The following is a 17,429-nucleotide window of genomic DNA, read 5'->3' as shown; positions in this document are numbered from 1 at the left end:
TTGCATGGCTACTGCCCAGATCAGCATCCAGCGCTACCAGCTTCCGGAGTCCCTTGAAGGTCCGGATGCCCGTCCGTTCATCGAAGCCTCGGATCTCAGCAACATCATCGAGCGGGAGATCTGGGGGAATGACGATCATTGCCACAGCGCGAAGACCCGCTTCGAGAGTGCGCGCCCCAACGGCTATGAGGACCGCTCCACCTACCTTGCTTACGACGGCGACCGCATCATCGGCAAGGCACTTGTCGACGTGCCGCTGACCGACAACCTCCAGACCTGTTACGCGCTGGTTCTGGTCCACCCCGACTTTCGGCGCCGGGGCGTCGGGTCCGCGCTGTACGACGCCGTAGAGCGGCACGCGCTCGAAAACAGCCGCTCGATCCTGATGGGCTGGACGGACCACCGTGCCGACTTTGATCCCAGCCAGGATGTGCTGGTACCAGCCACCGGTGCAGGCGCCTACCCCGCCGCCAGCCTCGCTGCCAGGTTTGCAATTCGGGAGGGGTTCAGTCTCGCCCAGGTGGACCGCTGCAGTGTTCTACCGGTGGGCGGGGAACCAACCGCGCTGGAGGCGCTTGCTGCGGAAGCGCAGCAGAAAGCGGGAGCGGACTACGCCGTCGTCGACTGGGTCGACCGCTGCCCGGATGAACTACTTGAGCAGTATGCGCAGCTCCGCAAGACCATGAGTACTGATGTGCCCATGGGGGAGCTGGACTGGGAGGAAGAGGTGTGGGACGGTGGGCGCGTCCGCGAAGATGAGGACAGGCTTGCGCGGGAAGGCGGCAGCAGCCTGGTGCGGGCCGTGCTTCACAAGCCAACCGGACGGCTGGTCGGGCACACGTTCCTGGAGCGGCGTGCCGAGAAGCCGAACATCGTGTACCAGGAGGACACATTGGTGCTGTCGGAGCATCGGGGGCACCGGCTGGGAATGTGGCTGAAGGCTGCAAACCTGCTTGCCGTGGCCGCGGTCTGGCCGGGAGCGCAGCGGATCTACACCTGGAACGCCGAGGAAAACCGGCACATGCTCAGTGTCAATATTGAATTGGGTTTCGCCCCTGAGGGTTACACCGCCGCCTGGCAGAAGAAGCTCGAAGCGTAGCACCCGGCCCTGCCCGATTTGGTCGGGTGCTACGCGTCCCGTAAGCTTGAACTACCAAAGACCGTCGGTCGATGTTCACCCTCACCACTCCAACTCGGATGTGTGCGCGGGCGTCCATCTGAAAGTTCCCGTCAGGGCGGCCAGCGCAGGTGAACGAAGCTTGTCTTTCCGCAGGACTCTGTGTCCCGCTGTGATTCAGCCCCGTGCAGCTGCGCGGGGCGTTTTTATTGGAACCGCAGCCGGCACCAATTCCCCGGAAGGAGGGTTATGGCAACGCCAACAAAGGTTTCGGCCGTGGAGGAAATCACTACTGATTTCAAGGAATCCACCGCTGCTGTCCTAACCGAATACCGTGGGCTCTCCGTTGCACAGCTCAAGGAACTGCGTCGCTCGCTCGGCGCGGAGACCAAGTACGCTGTCGTCAAGAACACCCTGACTGGCATTGCAGCCAAGGAAGCCGGCATCGACGCGTTCGATGGCCAGCTCGCCGGCCCCACTGCAATCGCCTTCATCAAGGGCGACGCCGTTGCTGCGGCAAAGAGCCTGACGGATTTCGCGAAGAGCAACCCACAGCTCATCATCAAGACCGGTTACTTCGAGGGCAAGGCTCTCGACGCCCAGGCGGTAACCGCGCTTGCTGCTCTCGAGTCGCGTGAGTTCCAGCTGGCCCGTGTCGCAGGTGTCCTCAAGGCGCCCATGTCCGCACTTGCCCGCACCGTTGATGCCCTGCGCATCAAGCTGGAGGAGAACGGGGACGCTGCACCTGCAGCCGCCGAAGCTCCCGCCGCAGAAGAGGCACCCGCAGCAGCGGATGCAGCTCCTGCCGAGGCTGCAGAAGCAGCTGCCGAAGAGAACTGACCTTCTCGCCCACCAATCTCCGGTGCTCCGCGCACCATACCAGGAAGGATGCTTTTGCCATGGCGAAGCTCACCAACGAAGAGCTCATTGAAGCCTTCAAGGAACTGACCATCATCGAACTCTCGGACTTCGTAAAGCTGTTCGAGGAGACCTTCGACGTTACCGCTGCTGCTGTTGCAGTTGCCGGCCCCGCCGGTGGCGGCGCAGGCGAAGCTGCTGAGGAAGAGAAGGACTCCTTCGACGTCATCCTCGAAGCTGCCGGCGACAAGAAGATCGCAGTCATCAAGGAAGTTCGTGCCCTCACCTCCCTCGGCCTCAAGGAAGCCAAGGACCTGGTCGACGGCGCTCCCAAGGCTGTCCTCGAAGGCGCCAACAAGGAGACGGCAGAGAAGGCCAAGGAGGCCCTCGAGGCCGCTGGCGCTTCCGTCACCCTCAAGTAAGTTTTCTTACTTCACGAAGCAGCCCCGGAACCGCTCGGTTCCGGGGCTGCTTTTTTCTTGGCTGCGCGGGGTGCCCCGGTCAGCTGCCTAGTTGCGGTACAGCAGCAGCGCTTCTCCCTGGCCTCCGCCGCCGCAGAGCGACACAGCCGCCTTGCCGCTGCCGCGGCGCTTGAGTTCGGCGGCAGCGTGCAGGGCAAGCCTTGCTCCTGATGCGCCGATCGCGTGTCCGAGCGCAATCGCGCCGCCGTGGATGTTGCACTTCTCCATGGGGAAATCGAGGTCCTTCAGGGACTGGCACGCTACCGAGCCGAACGCCTCGTTGATTTCGATGAAATCGAGGTCCCCAGTGCTCCAGCCCGCCCGCTCGAGGGCCTGGCTGATGGCCCGGGAAGGTTGGGAGTGCAGTGAGTTGTCGGGCCCGGCCACCTGTCCTGGACGGCCGACGACGGCAAGGATCTCCAGTCCCTTCTCTTCCGCATTCTGCCGGGAGGTGAGTACCAGAGCTGCAGCGCCGTCGGACAGGGGAGAGGAGTTGCCGGCAGTGATGGTGCCGTCCTTGCTGAAGGCCGGCCGCAGCCCGGCGAGGGTCTCCACCGTGGTGTTCGGCCGGACGCCCTCGTCAGTGTCCACAATCAGGTCCTCGCCCTTGCGCTGGGGCACGTTGACCGGGACGATCTCGTCCTTGAAGACGCCCGTCTCGATGGCGGCCGCCGCCCGCTGGTGCGACGAAGCGGCTACCTCGTCCTGGGCGGTCCGGTCAATCCCAAGGGTGCCGTTGCCGCGTTCGGTCGAGGCGCCCATCGATTCGTGGTCGAAGGCATCGGTCAGGCCGTCGTGGGCAACCGAGTCCAGCGCGGACATTGTTCCGTAGGTCCAGCCCTGGCGCGCGCCCGGCAGCAGATGCGGGCCACGGCTCATCGATTCCTGACCGCCGGCGACGACGACGGTCGCCTCGCCGGCGCGGATCATCCGGGCCGCGTCTATCACTGCCGTCAGCCCTGAGAGGCAGACCTTGTTGATCGTGACGGTGGGCACGTCCCAGCCGATGCCTGCCCTGATGGAGGTCTGCCGGGCGGGGTTCTGGCCGCAGCCCGCCTGGACCACGTGGCCCATGATCACGGTGTCCACGTCTGCCGGGGCCACGCCGGAACGTTCCAGTGCCGCGCTCACGGCGAAGGCACCGAGTTCGACGGCGGTGAACGCCGACAACTGCCCATTGAGCCTGCCGGTGGGGGTACGCGCACCTCCCACGATGACAACGTCCTGGGGATTTTGCTCAAGACTGTTCATGGAGGTCTCGCTCGCTTTCGTCTTTGAATAGGATGGAGCCTTGGGATGCGCTCGTGGCAGTTCCAAGGTTACGCCCGCCTGAGCTAATGGTCATTTACCGAGATCTTCTGCGGACCACGGAGAGGCAGGCAATGGGAATCCTCCCGTATACCACATCCGGTTGGACATTGTCGCTACCCTGACGTACAGTAGATATTTGCGTCTTCCCTCAAACCTCAGCCTTCATATAGCGGTGGGCTTTGCCACGCATTCGCCATTTAACGGATATCGCGCAGGTTCCCTGTGAAGGTTTCCGGCGAGCGGATGCAGGCGTCAGGTTGGCACCGTACACGGTGCGGGGAGTGATCGTAACAACACGCCTGTTGGTCTGTGGAAGGATCCCTCTTGGTCGCCCCGAGCACCTCAAATAATGCAACCGCTACCAGCCAGGTCGACGCCGACGGCGCCGCACCCCGGCTGACATTCGCAAAGATTCACGAACCGCTGGACGTTCCCAATCTTCTCGCACTGCAGACGGACAGCTTCGACTGGCTCGTCGGCAACGAGCGCTGGAAGGCGCGCGTGGAAGAGGCGCTGGAGCAGGGTGTCCAAGGTGTGGCCACCACCTCCGGCCTGTCTGACATCTTTGAAGAGATCTCTCCGATTGAGGACTTCCAGGGCACCATGTCCCTGAGCTTCTCGGAGCCGGAATTCGCTGATCCCAAGTACACCATGGCCGAGTGCAAGGACCGCGACGCAACGTACGCGGCTCCGCTGTACGTCAAGGCCGAGTTCATGAACAACAACACGGGCGAAATCAAGCAGCAGACCGTGTTCATGGGCGATTTCCCGCTGATGACCGAAAAGGGAACCTTCGTCATCAACGGCACCGAGCGTGTTGTCGTCTCCCAGCTCGTTCGTTCCCCGGGCGCCTACTTCGAGCGCGCCGCGGACAAGACCAGCGACAAGGACATCTTCAGCGCGAAGATCATCCCGTCCCGTGGTGCCTGGTTCGAGCTCGAGATCGACAAGCGCGACCAGGTCGGCGTTCGCCTTGACCGCAAGCGCAAGCAGTCCGTCACCGTCCTCCTGAAGGCGCTCGGCTGGACCGAGGGCCAGATCCTCGAGACCTTCGGCAACTACGACTCCATCCGCGCCACCCTGGAGAAGGACGCAACGGAGACCCAGGAAGATGCCCTGCTGGACATCTACCGCAAGCTCCGTCCGGGAGAGCCGCCCACGGTCGAGGCTGCCAAGACCCTGCTCGACAACCTGTACTTCAACCCCAAGCGCTACGACCTGGCGAAGGTTGGCCGGTACAAGATCAACCGCAAGCTCGGCATCGACAAGAGCCTCAGCGACACTGACGCTTCGGTACTGAACATCGACGACATCGTCGCGATGATCAAGTTCCTCGTTGCCCTGCACGCCGGCGAGACCTCCATCATGGGCAAGCGCGACGGTGAGGATGTCGAACTGCGCGTCGAGGTCGATGACATCGACCACTTCGGCAACCGCCGCATCCGCGCGGTCGGCGAGCTCATCGAGAACCAGGTCCGCACCGGCCTGTCCCGCATGGAGCGCGTTGTCCGTGAGCGCATGACCACCCAGGACGTCGAGGCAATCACGCCGCAGACCCTGATCAACATCCGCCCGGTCGTTGCTGCCATCAAGGAGTTCTTCGGAACCTCCCAGCTGTCGCAGTTCATGGACCAGAACAACCCGCTCGCCGGACTGACGCACAAGCGCCGCCTCTCCGCGCTGGGCCCCGGTGGTCTGTCCCGTGACCGCGCCGGCATGGAAGTCCGTGACGTCCACCCGTCGCACTACGGACGTATGTGCCCCATCGAAACCCCTGAAGGCCCGAACATCGGTCTGATCGGTTCGCTGGCGTCCTATGGCCGCATCAACACCTTCGGCTTCATCGAGACCCCGTACCGCAAGGTGGAGAACGGCGTCGTCACCGACCAGATCGACTACCTCACGGCAGACGACGAGGTCGAGCGCCTCATCGCGCAGGCAAATGCGCCGCTGGATTCGAACAACAAGTTCGAAGAGGACATGGTCCTCGTGCGTACCCGTGGTGGTTCGGGCGAGCCCGTCCTCGTTGAGGCAACCGACGTTGAGTACATGGACGTTTCCCCGCGCCAGATGGTGTCCGTCGCCACCGCGCTGATTCCGTTCCTCGAGCACGACGACGCCAACCGCGCGCTCATGGGCGCCAACATGCAGCGCCAGGCTGTGCCGCTGCTGCGTTCCGAGCGTCCGCTCGTTGGTACCGGCATGGAGAAGTACGCCGCAGTCGACGCCGGTGACGCAGTCACCGCCAACAAGGCCGGCGTCGTCACCGAGGTCTCCGCAGACCTGGTGACGGTGCTGAACGACGACGGCACCGAGACCAACTACCCGATCATGAAGTTCGCACGCTCCAACCAGGGCAACGCTTACAACCAGCGCGTCCTGGTCGCCGAGGGCGACCGCGTAGAGTACAACAGCATCATCGCTGACGGTCCGTCGACCGACCAGGGTGAACTGGCGCTCGGCAAGAACATGCTCGTTGCGTTCATGTCCTGGGAAGGCCACAACTTCGAGGACGCGATCATCCTGTCCCAGCGCGTCGTTTCCGACGACGTCCTGACCTCGATCCACATCGAGGAGCACGAGGTTGACGCCCGCGACACCAAGCTCGGTGCCGAGGAAATCACCCGCGACATCCCGAACGTGTCCGAGGAAGTGCTGTCCGCCCTCGATGAGCGCGGCATCATCCACATCGGTGCAGAGGTTGAAGCCGGCGACATCCTGGTCGGGCGTGTCACCCCCAAGGGTGAGACTGAGCTGACCCCGGAGGAGCGCCTGCTCCGCGCCATCTTCGGCGAGAAGAGCCGCGAGGTTCGCGACACCTCCCTGAAGGTTCCCCACGGCGAGTCGGGCACCGTCATCGGCGTGCGCATCTTCGACCGCGACAACGACGACGAACTGCCCCCGGGCGTCAACCAGCTCGTCCGCGTCTACGTCGCCCAGAAGCGCAAGATCACAGACGGCGACAAGCTCGCCGGCCGCCACGGCAACAAGGGTGTTATCTCCAAGATCCTGCCCATCGAGGACATGCCGTTCCTCGAGGACGGCACCCCCGTCGACATCGTCCTGAACCCGCTGGGTGTTCCGGGCCGTATGAACGTGGGACAGGTTCTTGAGATCCACCTCGGATGGGCTGCCAAGCAGGGCTGGAAGATTGAGGGCGAGCCCGAGTGGCTGAAGAACCTCCCCAACCTGCCCCGCGAGGTCGGTTCCACCACCGTTGCAACCCCCGTGTTCGACGGCGCCACCGAGGACGAGATCGTCGGCCTGCTTAACTCGACCAACGTCACCCGCGACGGTGACCGCCTGGTCGACGGCTCCGGCAAGGCCCGCCTGTTCGACGGCCGCTCCGGCGAGCCGTTCCCGGACCCGATCTCCGTCGGCTACATGTACATCCTGAAGCTCCACCACCTGGTGGACGACAAGATCCACGCCCGGTCCACCGGTCCGTACTCCATGATCACCCAGCAGCCGCTGGGCGGTAAGGCACAGTTCGGCGGACAGCGCTTCGGTGAGATGGAAGTGTGGGCCCTCGAGGCCTACGGTGCGGCCTACACGCTGCAGGAGCTCCTGACCATCAAGTCCGACGACATCCACGGACGCGTCAAGGTGTACGAGGCAATCGTCAAGGGCGAGAACATCCCCGAACCGGGTGTTCCCGAATCCTTCAAGGTTCTGATCAAGGAAATGCAGTCGCTGTGCCTGAACGTGGAAGTCCTCTCCACCGACGGCACCACGATTGAGATGCGTGACTCGGATGAAGAAGTCTTCCGGGCCGCGGAAGAGCTGGGCATCGACCTCTCACGGGCCGAGCCGAGTTCTGTCGAGGAGGTCTAGTCGGTACTGGTTCAGTCCGGTGCCCGGAACGGCGGCAACGAAATTTCGGCGGCCGCGGGCGGCCTTGAAATATTGAAGCCGCCTTCCTCCGGGCACCTCCCTGAACCGGTTCTAGACACCGTTCCTCGCCGCACCCCATAAGACTTCTGGAATTTAGAGATAAAGAGAGACAGGGACCACATGTCCAGCGAATCCTCATTCGGCCTCATGCGAATCGGCCTGGCCACCGCGGAAGAGATCCGCGGCTGGTCGTACGGCGAAGTCAAGAAGCCGGAAACCATCAACTACCGCACTCTCAAGCCTGAGAAGGACGGACTCTTCTGCGAGAAGATTTTCGGCCCCTCGCGCGACTGGGAATGCTACTGCGGCAAGTACAAGCGCGTCCGCTTCAAGGGCATCATCTGTGAGCGGTGTGGCGTTGAGGTCACCCGTGCAAAGGTTCGCCGCGAGCGCATGGGCCACATCGAGCTCGCCGCGCCCGTAACCCACATCTGGTACTTCAAGGGTGTTCCGTCGCGCCTTGGCTACCTCCTTGACCTGGCACCGAAGGACCTCGAGAAGGTCATCTACTTCGCCGCCTACATGATCACCTCGGTTGACGAAGAGAACCGCCACGCCGAACTGCCCAACCTCCAGGCCGAGCACGACCTCGAGAAGAAGCAGCTCGTCGACCAGCGCGACTCCGACATCGCTGCGATCGCCCGCGACCTTGAGGACGAGCTTGCCCGCCTCGAGGGTGAAGGCGCCAAGGCTGCCGACAAGAAGAAGGCCCGCGACTCCGCAGACCGCCAGATGGCGAATGTCCGCAAGCGTGCCGACGCCGAGATCGAGCGCCTCGAGCAGGTCTGGGACCGCTTCAAGAACCTCAAGGTCGCCGACCTCGAAGGTGACGAGGGCCTGTACCGCGAGCTGCGTGACCGCTACGGTCTCTACTTCGAAGGCTCCATGGGAGCCGAGGCGATCAAGAAGCGCCTCGAGAACTTCGACATGCAGGCCGAGGCCGACATGCTGCGCGACACCATCCAGAACGGCAAGGGACAGCGCAAGACCCGCGCCCTCAAGCGCCTGAAGGTTGTCAACGCATTCCTCACCACCACCAACAGCCCGCTCGGCATGGTGCTCGACGCCGTACCGGTGATCCCGCCGGAACTGCGCCCGATGGTCCAGCTGGACGGTGGCCGCTTCGCGACCTCCGACCTCAACGACCTCTACCGCCGCGTGATCAACCGCAACAACCGCCTGAAGCGCCTGCTCGACCTCGGTGCGCCCGAGATCATCGTGAACAACGAAAAGCGCATGCTCCAGGAAGCTGTTGACTCCCTGTTCGACAACGGCCGCCGCGGCCGTCCGGTCACCGGACCGGGCAACCGCCCGCTGAAGTCGCTCTCCGACATGCTCAAGGGCAAGCAGGGTCGTTTCCGTCAGAACCTGCTCGGAAAGCGCGTTGACTACTCGGGCCGTTCGGTCATCGTCGTCGGTCCGCAGCTGAAGCTGCACCAGTGCGGTCTGCCCAAGCAGATGGCCCTGGAGCTCTTCAAGCCGTTCGTGATGAAGCGCCTGGTTGACCTCAACCACGCACAGAACATCAAGAGCGCCAAGCGGATGGTCGAGCGCTACCGCCCGCAGGTCTGGGATGTCCTTGAAGAGATCATCACCGAACACCCCGTGCTGCTGAACCGTGCACCAACCCTGCACCGCCTCGGCATCCAGGCGTTCGAGCCGCAGCTGGTTGAAGGCAAGGCCCTTCAGCTGCACCCGCTCGTCTGTGGGGCGTTCAACGCTGACTTCGACGGCGACCAGATGGCAGTCCACCTGCCGCTGAGCCCGGAGGCCCAGGCTGAAGCACGCATCCTGATGCTGTCCTCGAACAACATCCTGAAGCCGTCGGACGGCCGCCCGGTGACCCTGCCCTCGCAGGACATGATCATCGGTCTGCACCACCTGACCACCAAGCGTGAAGGTTCGGTAGGGGAGGGGCGCGTCTTCTCCAGCCCTGCCGAGGCGATCATGGCGTTCGACGCCGGTGAGCTGCACCTGAACTCCGTGGTGAAGATCCGTGTGCCGAACTTCGTGCCGGGTCCCGACACCCCTGCCCCTGAAGGCTGGGAAGAGGGCACCCCTGCGCTGATCGACACCACGCTCGGCCAGGTGCTGTTCAACGACACGCTGCCCGAGGACTACCCGTGGGTGGACAAGGTTGCGGACAAGGGCCAGCTCTCGACGATCGTCAACGATCTCGCAGAGCGCTACCCGAAGGTCGTTACCGCGGCAACGCTGGACAACCTGAAGGATGCCGGCTTCTACTGGGCAACCCGCTCGGGCGTCACCGTGGCCATCTCCGACATCTCCGCGCCGATCAACAAGGCCGGAATCATGGAGGGCTACGAGGCGCAGGCCGCCAAGGTCCAGGGCCAGTTCGACAAGGGCCTCATCGCTGATGAGGAGCGTCGTCAGGAACTGATCGACATCTGGAACAAGGCGACCAACGAGGTTGCCGAGTCCATGCGCAGTGCCATGCCGAAGAACAACACCATCAACCGCATGGTGTCCTCCGGTGCACGTGGTAACTGGCTGCAGGTACGCCAGATCGCGGGTATCCGTGGCCTGGTGGCAAACCCGAAGGGCGAGATCATCCCCCGTCCGATCAAGTCCTCCTACCGTGAGGGCCTGTCGGTTCTGGAGTACTTCATCGCAACCCACGGTGCCCGTAAGGGTCTGGCCGATACCGCTCTGCGTACGGCGAACTCGGGTTACCTGACCCGTCGTCTCGTCGACGTGTCCCAGGACGTCATCGTCCGCGAGGACGACTGCGGTACCGAGCGCGGCCTGAACGTGACCATCGCGGTTCCCAACCACGACGGCGAGCTGGTCCTGCACGAGGAAGTCGAGAACTCGGCGTACGCACGTACGCTGGCAACCGACGTCGTTGACTCCAACGGCGAGGTGCTGGCACCTGCGGGCTCCGACGTCGGCGACGTGCTGATCAACAAGCTGTTCGCGGCCGGTGTCACCGACATCAAGGTCCGTTCAGTCCTGACCTGTGAGTCCAGCGTCGGCACCTGTGCCCTGTGCTACGGACGCTCGCTGGCCACCGGCAAGACCGTGGACATCGGCGAGGCAGTCGGCATCATCGCGGCCCAGTCGATCGGTGAGCCCGGTACCCAGCTGACCATGCGTACCTTCCACACCGGTGGTGTTGCTTCCGCTGAGGACATCACCCAGGGTCTGCCCCGTATCCAGGAGCTCTTCGAAGCGCGTACCCCGAAGGGTGTTGCGCCGATCTCCGAGGTTGCCGGCCGGATCACCATCGAGGACGCAGAGAAGCAGCTGCGCATCGTGGTCACCCCGGACGACGGCTCGGAAGAGATCGCGTACCCCGTCCTGCGTCGTGCGCGCCTGCTGGTTGCCGACGGCGACCACGTCGAGGTCGGCCAGCAGCTGGTCTTCGGTGCGGTGGATCCCAAGCAGATCCTCCGTATCCTCGGCCCGCGCAAGGCCCAGGAGTTCCTGGTGGACGAGGTTCAGCGCGTGTACCGCAGCCAGGGCGTAGGCATCCACGACAAGCACGTGGAAGTCATCGTCCGGCAGATGCTGCGTCGCGTGACCGTCATCGAGTCCGGCGACTCCGAGCTGCTCCCCGGTGAGCTGGCAGAGCGCCGCCGCTTCGAGGACGAGAACCGCCGCGTGGTATCCGAGGGCAAGAAGCCGGCTTCCGGCCGTCCCGAGCTCATGGGTATCACCAAGGCATCGCTCGCGACCGAGTCCTGGCTGTCGGCCGCTTCCTTCCAGGAGACCACGCGTGTCCTCACGCAGGCCGCCATGGAAGGCAAGAGCGACCCGTTGCTCGGCCTCAAGGAGAACGTCATCATCGGTAAGCTCATCCCGGCCGGTACCGGCCTGGACCGCTACACGAAGATCACGGTCGAGCCCACCGAGGAAGCCAAGGCCAACCTGTTCACCGGTCCGAGCGCGTTCAGCGACTTTGACTACGCAGGTGTCGACGGCGGCCTCAGCCCCGAGTTCCACGCCATCCCGCTGGATGACTACGACATGGGGTCGGGCGACTTCCGCTAGGAATAGCCTGGTTCACACTGATCGGTGAACTGATACGCAAAGGGGTCCGGACTGCACAGTCCGGACCCCTTCGCTGTGTCTGGTAGACTTGTTGGTAATTGTTTGTGTGGCAGTGGATTGGCGTCTTTCGACCAATGGCCCTATTGCTTGTCTTTTGGCCAGGTCTTTGAACGTATCTCCGGGTTGTAGGGAACTTGTACAACGAATGCCACATTTTTGCACGCCTACAGTCGTTTTTCGGCAGCGCAACAGTAGGCTCGCCAAACGACTGACAAAGCTTGACCTTGATTCCGGCCGGCGGCCGGGACTGACGGGAAAGCCAGCAGAGATCTGATCTCAAGACAACATACGGAGAACTGAGAAGTGCCTACCATTAACCAGCTGGTCCGCAAGGGCCGGTCACCTAAGGTCTCCAAGACCAAGGCGCCCGCACTGAAGGGCAGCCCCATGAAGCGCGGTGTCTGCACCCGTGTTTACACCACCACCCCGAAGAAGCCGAACTCGGCTCTGCGGAAGGTCGCCCGTGTCCGCCTCAACGGCGGCATCGAAGTAACCGCCTACATCCCGGGCGTTGGACACAACCTCCAGGAGCACTCCATCGTGCTGGTCCGCGGCGGTCGTGTGAAGGACCTCCCCGGTGTGCGCTACAAGATTGTCCGCGGCGCACTGGATACCCAGGGCGTGAAGAACCGCAAGCAGGCTCGCAGCCGCTACGGCGCAAAGATGGAGAAGAAGTAATATGCCTCGTAAGGGCCCGGCCCCGAAGCGGCCGCTCGTTGTAGATCCCGTCTACGGCTCACCCCTGGTCACCCAGCTGATCAACAAGGTGCTCGTCGACGGCAAGAAGTCCACCGCTGAGCGCATTGTCTACGGCGCTCTCGAAGGCGCCCGCGCCAAGACCGGTGGCGACCCGGTTGCCGCCCTTAAGAAGGCGATGGACAACGTCAAGCCAACCCTCGAGGTTCGCTCCCGCCGTGTCGGTGGCGCCACCTACCAGGTTCCGGTTGAGGTCAAGCCGGGTCGATCCACGGCCCTCGCCCTCCGCTGGCTGGTCGGTTACTCGAAGGCTCGCCGCGAGAAGACCATGACCGAGCGTCTCCAGAACGAGATCCTCGATGCTTCGAACGGTCTGGGTGCCGCTGTGAAGCGCCGCGAAGACACTCACAAGATGGCCGAGTCCAACAAGGCCTTCGCTCACTACCGCTGGTAATCACGCTGCCGGTCCCGAGCTCCCTACCGGGAGCAAGGGACCGGCGGTCCAGTAGAACTCCATCGTAGAAAAGGGAGACACCGTGGCACAGGACGTGCTTACCGACCTCAACAAGGTCCGCAATATCGGCATCATGGCCCACATTGATGCCGGCAAGACCACTACTACCGAGCGCATCCTGTTCTACACGGGTGTAAACCACAAGATCGGCGAGACGCACGACGGCGCCTCGACGACTGACTGGATGGAACAGGAAAAGGAACGCGGCATCACCATCACCAGCGCCGCGGTGACCTGCTTCTGGGAGCAGAACCAGATCAACATCATCGACACCCCGGGTCACGTGGACTTCACCGTTGAGGTTGAGCGCTCGCTGCGCGTCCTCGACGGCGCTGTCGCAGTGTTCGACGGCAAGGAGGGCGTTGAGCCCCAGTCCGAGACCGTTTGGCGCCAGGCTGACAAGTACGAAGTTCCCCGCATCTGCTTCGTCAACAAGATGGACAAGCTGGGCGCTGACTTCTACTTCACCGTAGACACCATCATCAACCGCCTCGGAGCCAAGCCGCTGGTCATGCAGCTGCCGATCGGTGCGGAGAACGACTTCATCGGTGTCGTTGACCTCCTCTACATGCGTGCCCTCGTGTGGCCGGGCGACGCCAAGGGCGACGTGACCATGGGCGCCAAGTACGAGATCCAGGAGATCCCGGCGGACCTGCAGGCCAAGGCTGAGGAGTACCGCGCAGCCCTGGTTGAGACCGTTGCCGAGTCCTCGGACGAGCTGATGAACAAGTACCTCGAGGGCGAAGAGCCCACCATCGAGGAGCTCAAGGCCGGCATCCGCAAGATGACCATCAACTCGGAGATCTACCCGGTTCTCTGTGGTTCTGCGTTCAAGAACCGTGGTGTCCAGCCGATGCTCGATGCCGTCATCGACTACCTGCCGTCCCCGCTGGACGTTCCGGCCATGGTTGGTCACGACCCGCGCGACGAGGATGCCTCGCTGACCCGTAAGCCGAGCACGGAGGAGCCCTTCTCCGCACTGGCGTTCAAGGTTGCAGCCCACCCGTTCTTCGGCCAGCTCACCTTCATCCGCGTGTACTCCGGCCACGTCACTGCTGGCACCCAGGTGGTCAACTCCACCAAGGGCAAGAAGGAGCGCATCGGAAAGCTCTTCCAGATGCACGCCAACAAGGAGAACCCCGTGGAAGAGGCCTTCGCGGGCCACATCTACGCGGCTATCGGCCTGAAGGACACCACCACCGGTGACACCCTGGCTGATGTTGCCAACCCGATCGTCCTCGAGTCGATGAGCTTCCCGGAGCCGGTTATCTCGGTTGCGATCGAGCCCAAGACCAAGGGCGACCAGGAAAAGCTCTCCACGGCTATCCAGAAGCTGTCCGCCGAGGACCCGACCTTCCAGGTCTCCCTCAACGAGGACACCGGACAGACCATCATCGCCGGCATGGGCGAGCTCCACCTGGACATCCTCGTGGACCGCATGCGCCGCGAGTTCAAGGTCGAGGCGAACGTGGGCAAGCCCCAGGTTGCCTACCGCGAAACCATCCGCGGCACGGTCGAGAAGTACGACTACACCCACAAGAAGCAGACGGGTGGATCCGGACAGTTCGCGAAGGTCCAGATCAAGATCGAGCCGATGGACACCGCCGAGGGCGAGCTGTACGCGTTCGAGAACGTGGTCACCGGTGGTCGTGTTCCGCGCGAGTACATCCCGAGCGTCGACGCAGGCATCCAGGATGCCCTCAACGACGGCATCCTCGCGGGGTACCCGGTTGTTGGTATCAAGGCAACGCTGCTTGACGGCGCTTACCACGATGTCGACTCCTCCGAAATGGCCTTCAAGATCGCCGGTCGCATGGCGTTCAAGGAGGCAGCCCGCATGGCAAAGCCTGTGCTGCTCGAACCGCTGATGGAGGTGGAAGTCCGCACGCCCGAGGAGTACATGGGTGATGTGATCGGCGACCTGAACTCCCGCCGCGGTCAGATGCAGTCCATGGAGGACGCGAGCGGCGTCAAGGTTATCCGTGCCCACGTGCCGCTGTCCGGCATGTTCGGCTACATCGGTGACCTGCGCTCGAAGACTCAGGGCCGCGCCGTCTACTCGATGCAGTTCGACAGCTACTCTGAGGTCCCGAAGGCAGTAGCCGACGAGATCATCCAGAAGACTCGCGGAGAGTAACCCGGGTCCGTCCGGATCCTAATTTCACCAAAATAAAAGCCCCCAGTAGACTTGCATGAGTTTCAGCCGCGAGAAGCGTGGCTGGGGAGCAAGTCTTCTAAAAACGTTCTAGGAGGAACCAGTGGCGAAGGCAAAGTTCGAGCGGACTAAGCCGCACGTTAACATCGGCACCATCGGTCACGTTGACCATGGAAAGACCACGTTGACGGCTGCCATTTCCAAGGTGCTTTACGACAAGTACCCCACTCTCAACGAGCAGCGTGACTTCGCGTCGATCGACTCGGCTCCCGAGGAGAAGCAGCGCGGTATCACCATCAACATCTCGCACGTTGAGTACCAGACCGAGAAGCGTCACTACGCACACGTCGACGCTCCCGGCCACGCTGACTACATCAAGAACATGATCACCGGTGCGGCTCAGATGGATGGCGCCATCCTCGTTGTTGCCGCCACCGACGGTCCGATGGCCCAGACCCGCGAGCACGTTCTGCTCGCCCGCCAGGTTGGTGTTCCCTACCTGCTGGTCGCGCTGAACAAGTCCGACATGGTTGAGGATGAGGAACTGCTGGACCTCGTCGAGATGGAAGTTCGTGAGCTCCTGAGCTCGCAGGGCTTCGACGGCGACGACGCTCCCGTTGTTCGCGTTTCCGGCCTCAAGGCCCTCGAGGGTGACCCGGAGTGGGTCAAGTCCGTCGAGGAGCTCATGGAAGCCGTTGACAACAACGTTCCTGACCCGGTTCGCGACAAGGACAAGCCGTTCCTCATGCCTGTTGAGGACGTCTTCACCATCACCGGTCGTGGAACGGTTGTTACCGGCCGCGCCGAGCGTGGAACCCTCGCCATCAACTCCGAGGTCGAGATCGTCGGCATCCGCCCGATCCAGAAGACCACGGTCACCGGTATCGAGATGTTCCACAAGCAGCTCGACGAGGCTTGGGCAGGCGAGAACTGTGGTCTGCTGCTCCGCGGCATCAAGCGCGAAGATGTTGAGCGCGGCCAGGTTATCGTGAAGCCGGGTTCGATCACCCCGCACACCGACTTCGAGGCCAACGTCTACATCCTGGCCAAGGACGAGGGCGGTCGTCACAACCCGTTCTACTCCAACTACCGTCCGCAGTTCTACTTCCGTACCACTGACGTCACCGGTGTCATCACCCTCCCCGAGGGCACCGAGATGGTCATGCCCGGCGACAACACTGAGATGACCGTTGAGCTCATCCAGCCGATCGCTATGGAAGAGGGCCTCGGCTTCGCTATCCGCGAAGGTGGCCGCACCGTTGGATCAGGTCGCGTCACCAAGATCATCAAGTAGTAGCCTCACCGCTACTGCTGGTTAGCGAAAGCCCCGCTGCGCACGTCGCAGCGGGGCTTTCGCTTTTGTTATGGGTCTTTACGTAGAGTGGTGCGGTGCAAATCTACTCATCCCGCCCGGGTCATCGGGTCTGGCAGATCCTGACCGACCTGTTCGCGGTGGCCGCCGTCGTCGTTGCCTGGTTTTTGTCCCGCGCGGCCTCGCAGGCAATAGCGGCACTGGCCGAGTTCGGGCGCGGGATGGAAGATGCGGGCACCGGTTTCCAAAGCACCATGACGGATGCGGCGGACCGGATCGGGGGAGTGCCCTTCATTGGCGAGCAGGCAAGCACACCATTTCTGGACGCGGCCGACGCCGGCACTTTCCTCATCACCGCCGGCCAGGACCAGCAGGATTCGGTGGCGCAGGCTGCCATGGTCGTGGGATTGGCGCTCTTCCTGCTGCCTGTCCTCGTGCTAATTCCCATGTGGCTGATACCACGCGTGCGCTTCGTAGTGCGGTCCTCCCGCACACGGCGGCTGCACGGTGAAGGGGGAGGACGCGACCTGCTCGCACTCCGCGCGCTGGTCACCGCCAAGCCGTCCCAGTTACGAGCAGTCTCGGAAGATCCGGTTCGTGCGTGGCGTGAGGGCGACCCGACGGCGATGGAAGGCCTGGCGCGGCTGGCACTGAAGCAGGCCGGGGTCAAAGCAAAGTAGCGTGGAATAGGAGTTCAGCCGGCGTGTCGTAGGCCGCACTGTCGGCCTGATTCGCATTGTGCTGCATAATCTGGCAGACTAGTTGAGTTGTTCAAGCGCCTGTGCGCGCGGTTTGAGCTGTAGTCCCGGTCAGGATAATGCCTGGCGCAGGGTCGCATCCGCCGCGGAAGCTGGCCCAAATATAACCCACCCCAATCCAATAGCTCGGATTACTGCGGGATTTTCTTTAGAGAATACGCGACACGCCCGAGCGCGGGGGTCGGAGCCTCAACAGGGTGAGGAACCCGGAAACATCCGGATTCAGTCTGTTGGAGGAGCGCCGCAACAACGGGCGCACAAGAGGTACGTACGCACCCA

The 17,429-nt window shown here is 63.0% G+C and carries 11 protein-coding genes; 10 read left to right on the top strand and 1 reads right to left on the bottom strand.

The window, feature by feature from the left end:
* Nucleotides 1-4: 4 nt before the first annotated feature.
* The 3 genes from GC088_RS11500 (at nt 5) to rplL (ending at nt 2,397) form a co-directional block, all read left to right on the top strand.
* Nucleotides 5-1,099, top strand: coding sequence for a GNAT family N-acetyltransferase (locus GC088_RS11500; protein ID WP_323959138.1), 1,095 nt, complete (start codon nt 5-7; stop codon nt 1,097-1,099).
* A gap of 267 nt (nt 1,100-1,366) precedes the next feature.
* Nucleotides 1,367-1,957, top strand: coding sequence for a 50S ribosomal protein L10 (gene rplJ / locus GC088_RS11495; protein WP_323959137.1), 591 nt, complete (start codon nt 1,367-1,369; stop codon nt 1,955-1,957).
* Nucleotides 1,958-2,016: 59 nt separating this feature from the next.
* Nucleotides 2,017-2,397: a 50S ribosomal protein L7/L12 gene (gene rplL, locus GC088_RS11490; RefSeq protein ID WP_323959136.1), complete on the top strand. Its 381-nt coding sequence runs from the start codon at nt 2,017-2,019 to the stop codon at nt 2,395-2,397.
* A gap of 87 nt (nt 2,398-2,484) precedes the next feature.
* Here the strand turns inward: rplL and GC088_RS11485 are convergent, their stop codons facing one another.
* Complete coding sequence (locus tag GC088_RS11485; protein WP_323959135.1) at nt 2,485-3,687, bottom strand: acetyl-CoA C-acetyltransferase; 1,203 nt, start codon at nt 3,685-3,687, stop codon at nt 2,485-2,487.
* A gap of 384 nt (nt 3,688-4,071) precedes the next feature.
* Here GC088_RS11485 and rpoB point away from each other — a divergent pair, with 384 nt between their 5' ends.
* The 7 genes from rpoB (at nt 4,072) to GC088_RS11450 (ending at nt 17,072) form a co-directional block, all read left to right on the top strand.
* Nucleotides 4,072-7,581: a DNA-directed RNA polymerase subunit beta gene (gene rpoB / locus GC088_RS11480; RefSeq protein ID WP_323959134.1), complete on the top strand. Its 3,510-nt coding sequence runs from the start codon at nt 4,072-4,074 to the stop codon at nt 7,579-7,581.
* A 180-nt stretch (nt 7,582-7,761) separates the two neighbouring features.
* Nucleotides 7,762-11,655 (top strand): DNA-directed RNA polymerase subunit beta', encoded by a 3,894-nt coding sequence (locus GC088_RS11475; RefSeq protein ID WP_323959133.1) that lies wholly within the window; start codon nt 7,762-7,764, stop codon nt 11,653-11,655.
* Between the two features lie 363 nt (nt 11,656-12,018).
* Nucleotides 12,019-12,393, top strand: coding sequence for a 30S ribosomal protein S12 (gene rpsL / locus GC088_RS11470; protein WP_026545668.1), 375 nt, complete (start codon nt 12,019-12,021; stop codon nt 12,391-12,393).
* 1 nt (nt 12,394) lies between these two features.
* Nucleotides 12,395-12,865 (top strand): 30S ribosomal protein S7, encoded by a 471-nt coding sequence (rpsG, locus tag GC088_RS11465; RefSeq protein WP_026545667.1) that lies wholly within the window; start codon nt 12,395-12,397, stop codon nt 12,863-12,865.
* A gap of 82 nt (nt 12,866-12,947) precedes the next feature.
* Nucleotides 12,948-15,062, top strand: a complete 2,115-nt coding sequence (gene fusA, locus GC088_RS11460) for an elongation factor G (protein ID WP_323959132.1) — start codon at nt 12,948-12,950, stop codon at nt 15,060-15,062.
* 121 nt (nt 15,063-15,183) lie between these two features.
* Complete coding sequence (gene tuf / locus GC088_RS11455) at nt 15,184-16,374, top strand: elongation factor Tu (protein ID WP_323959131.1); 1,191 nt, start codon at nt 15,184-15,186, stop codon at nt 16,372-16,374.
* 95 nt (nt 16,375-16,469) lie between these two features.
* Nucleotides 16,470-17,072 carry a hypothetical protein gene (locus tag GC088_RS11450; RefSeq protein WP_323959130.1) on the top strand — a complete coding sequence of 201 codons (603 nt, stop codon included), beginning with the start codon at nt 16,470-16,472 and terminating at the stop codon, nt 17,070-17,072.
* The last annotated feature ends 357 nt before the right edge of the window (nt 17,073-17,429 follow it).

Source organism: Arthrobacter sp. JZ12 (genome assembly GCF_035189165.1).
Taxonomy (GTDB): domain Bacteria; phylum Actinomycetota; class Actinomycetes; order Actinomycetales; family Micrococcaceae; genus Arthrobacter_D.
This window is presented reverse-complemented; position numbering and strand designations above follow the sequence as displayed.

Bases quoted from the DNA above. Each gene is read 5' to 3' on its own strand.
- GC088_RS11500 (WP_323959138.1), top strand. From the start codon at position 5: ATGGCTACTGCCCAGATCAGCATCCAGCGCTACCAGCTTCCGGAGTCC.
- GC088_RS11485 (WP_323959135.1), bottom strand. From the start codon at position 3,687: ATGAACAGTCTTGAGCAAAATCCCCAGGACGTTGTCATCGTGGGAGGT.
- GC088_RS11475 (WP_323959133.1), top strand. From the start codon at position 7,762: ATGTCCAGCGAATCCTCATTCGGCCTCATGCGAATCGGCCTGGCCACC.
- rpsG (WP_026545667.1), top strand. From the start codon at position 12,395: ATGCCTCGTAAGGGCCCGGCCCCGAAGCGGCCGCTCGTTGTAGATCCC.
- rplL (WP_323959136.1), top strand. From the start codon at position 2,017: ATGGCGAAGCTCACCAACGAAGAGCTCATTGAAGCCTTCAAGGAACTG.
- rplJ (WP_323959137.1), top strand. From the start codon at position 1,367: ATGGCAACGCCAACAAAGGTTTCGGCCGTGGAGGAAATCACTACTGAT.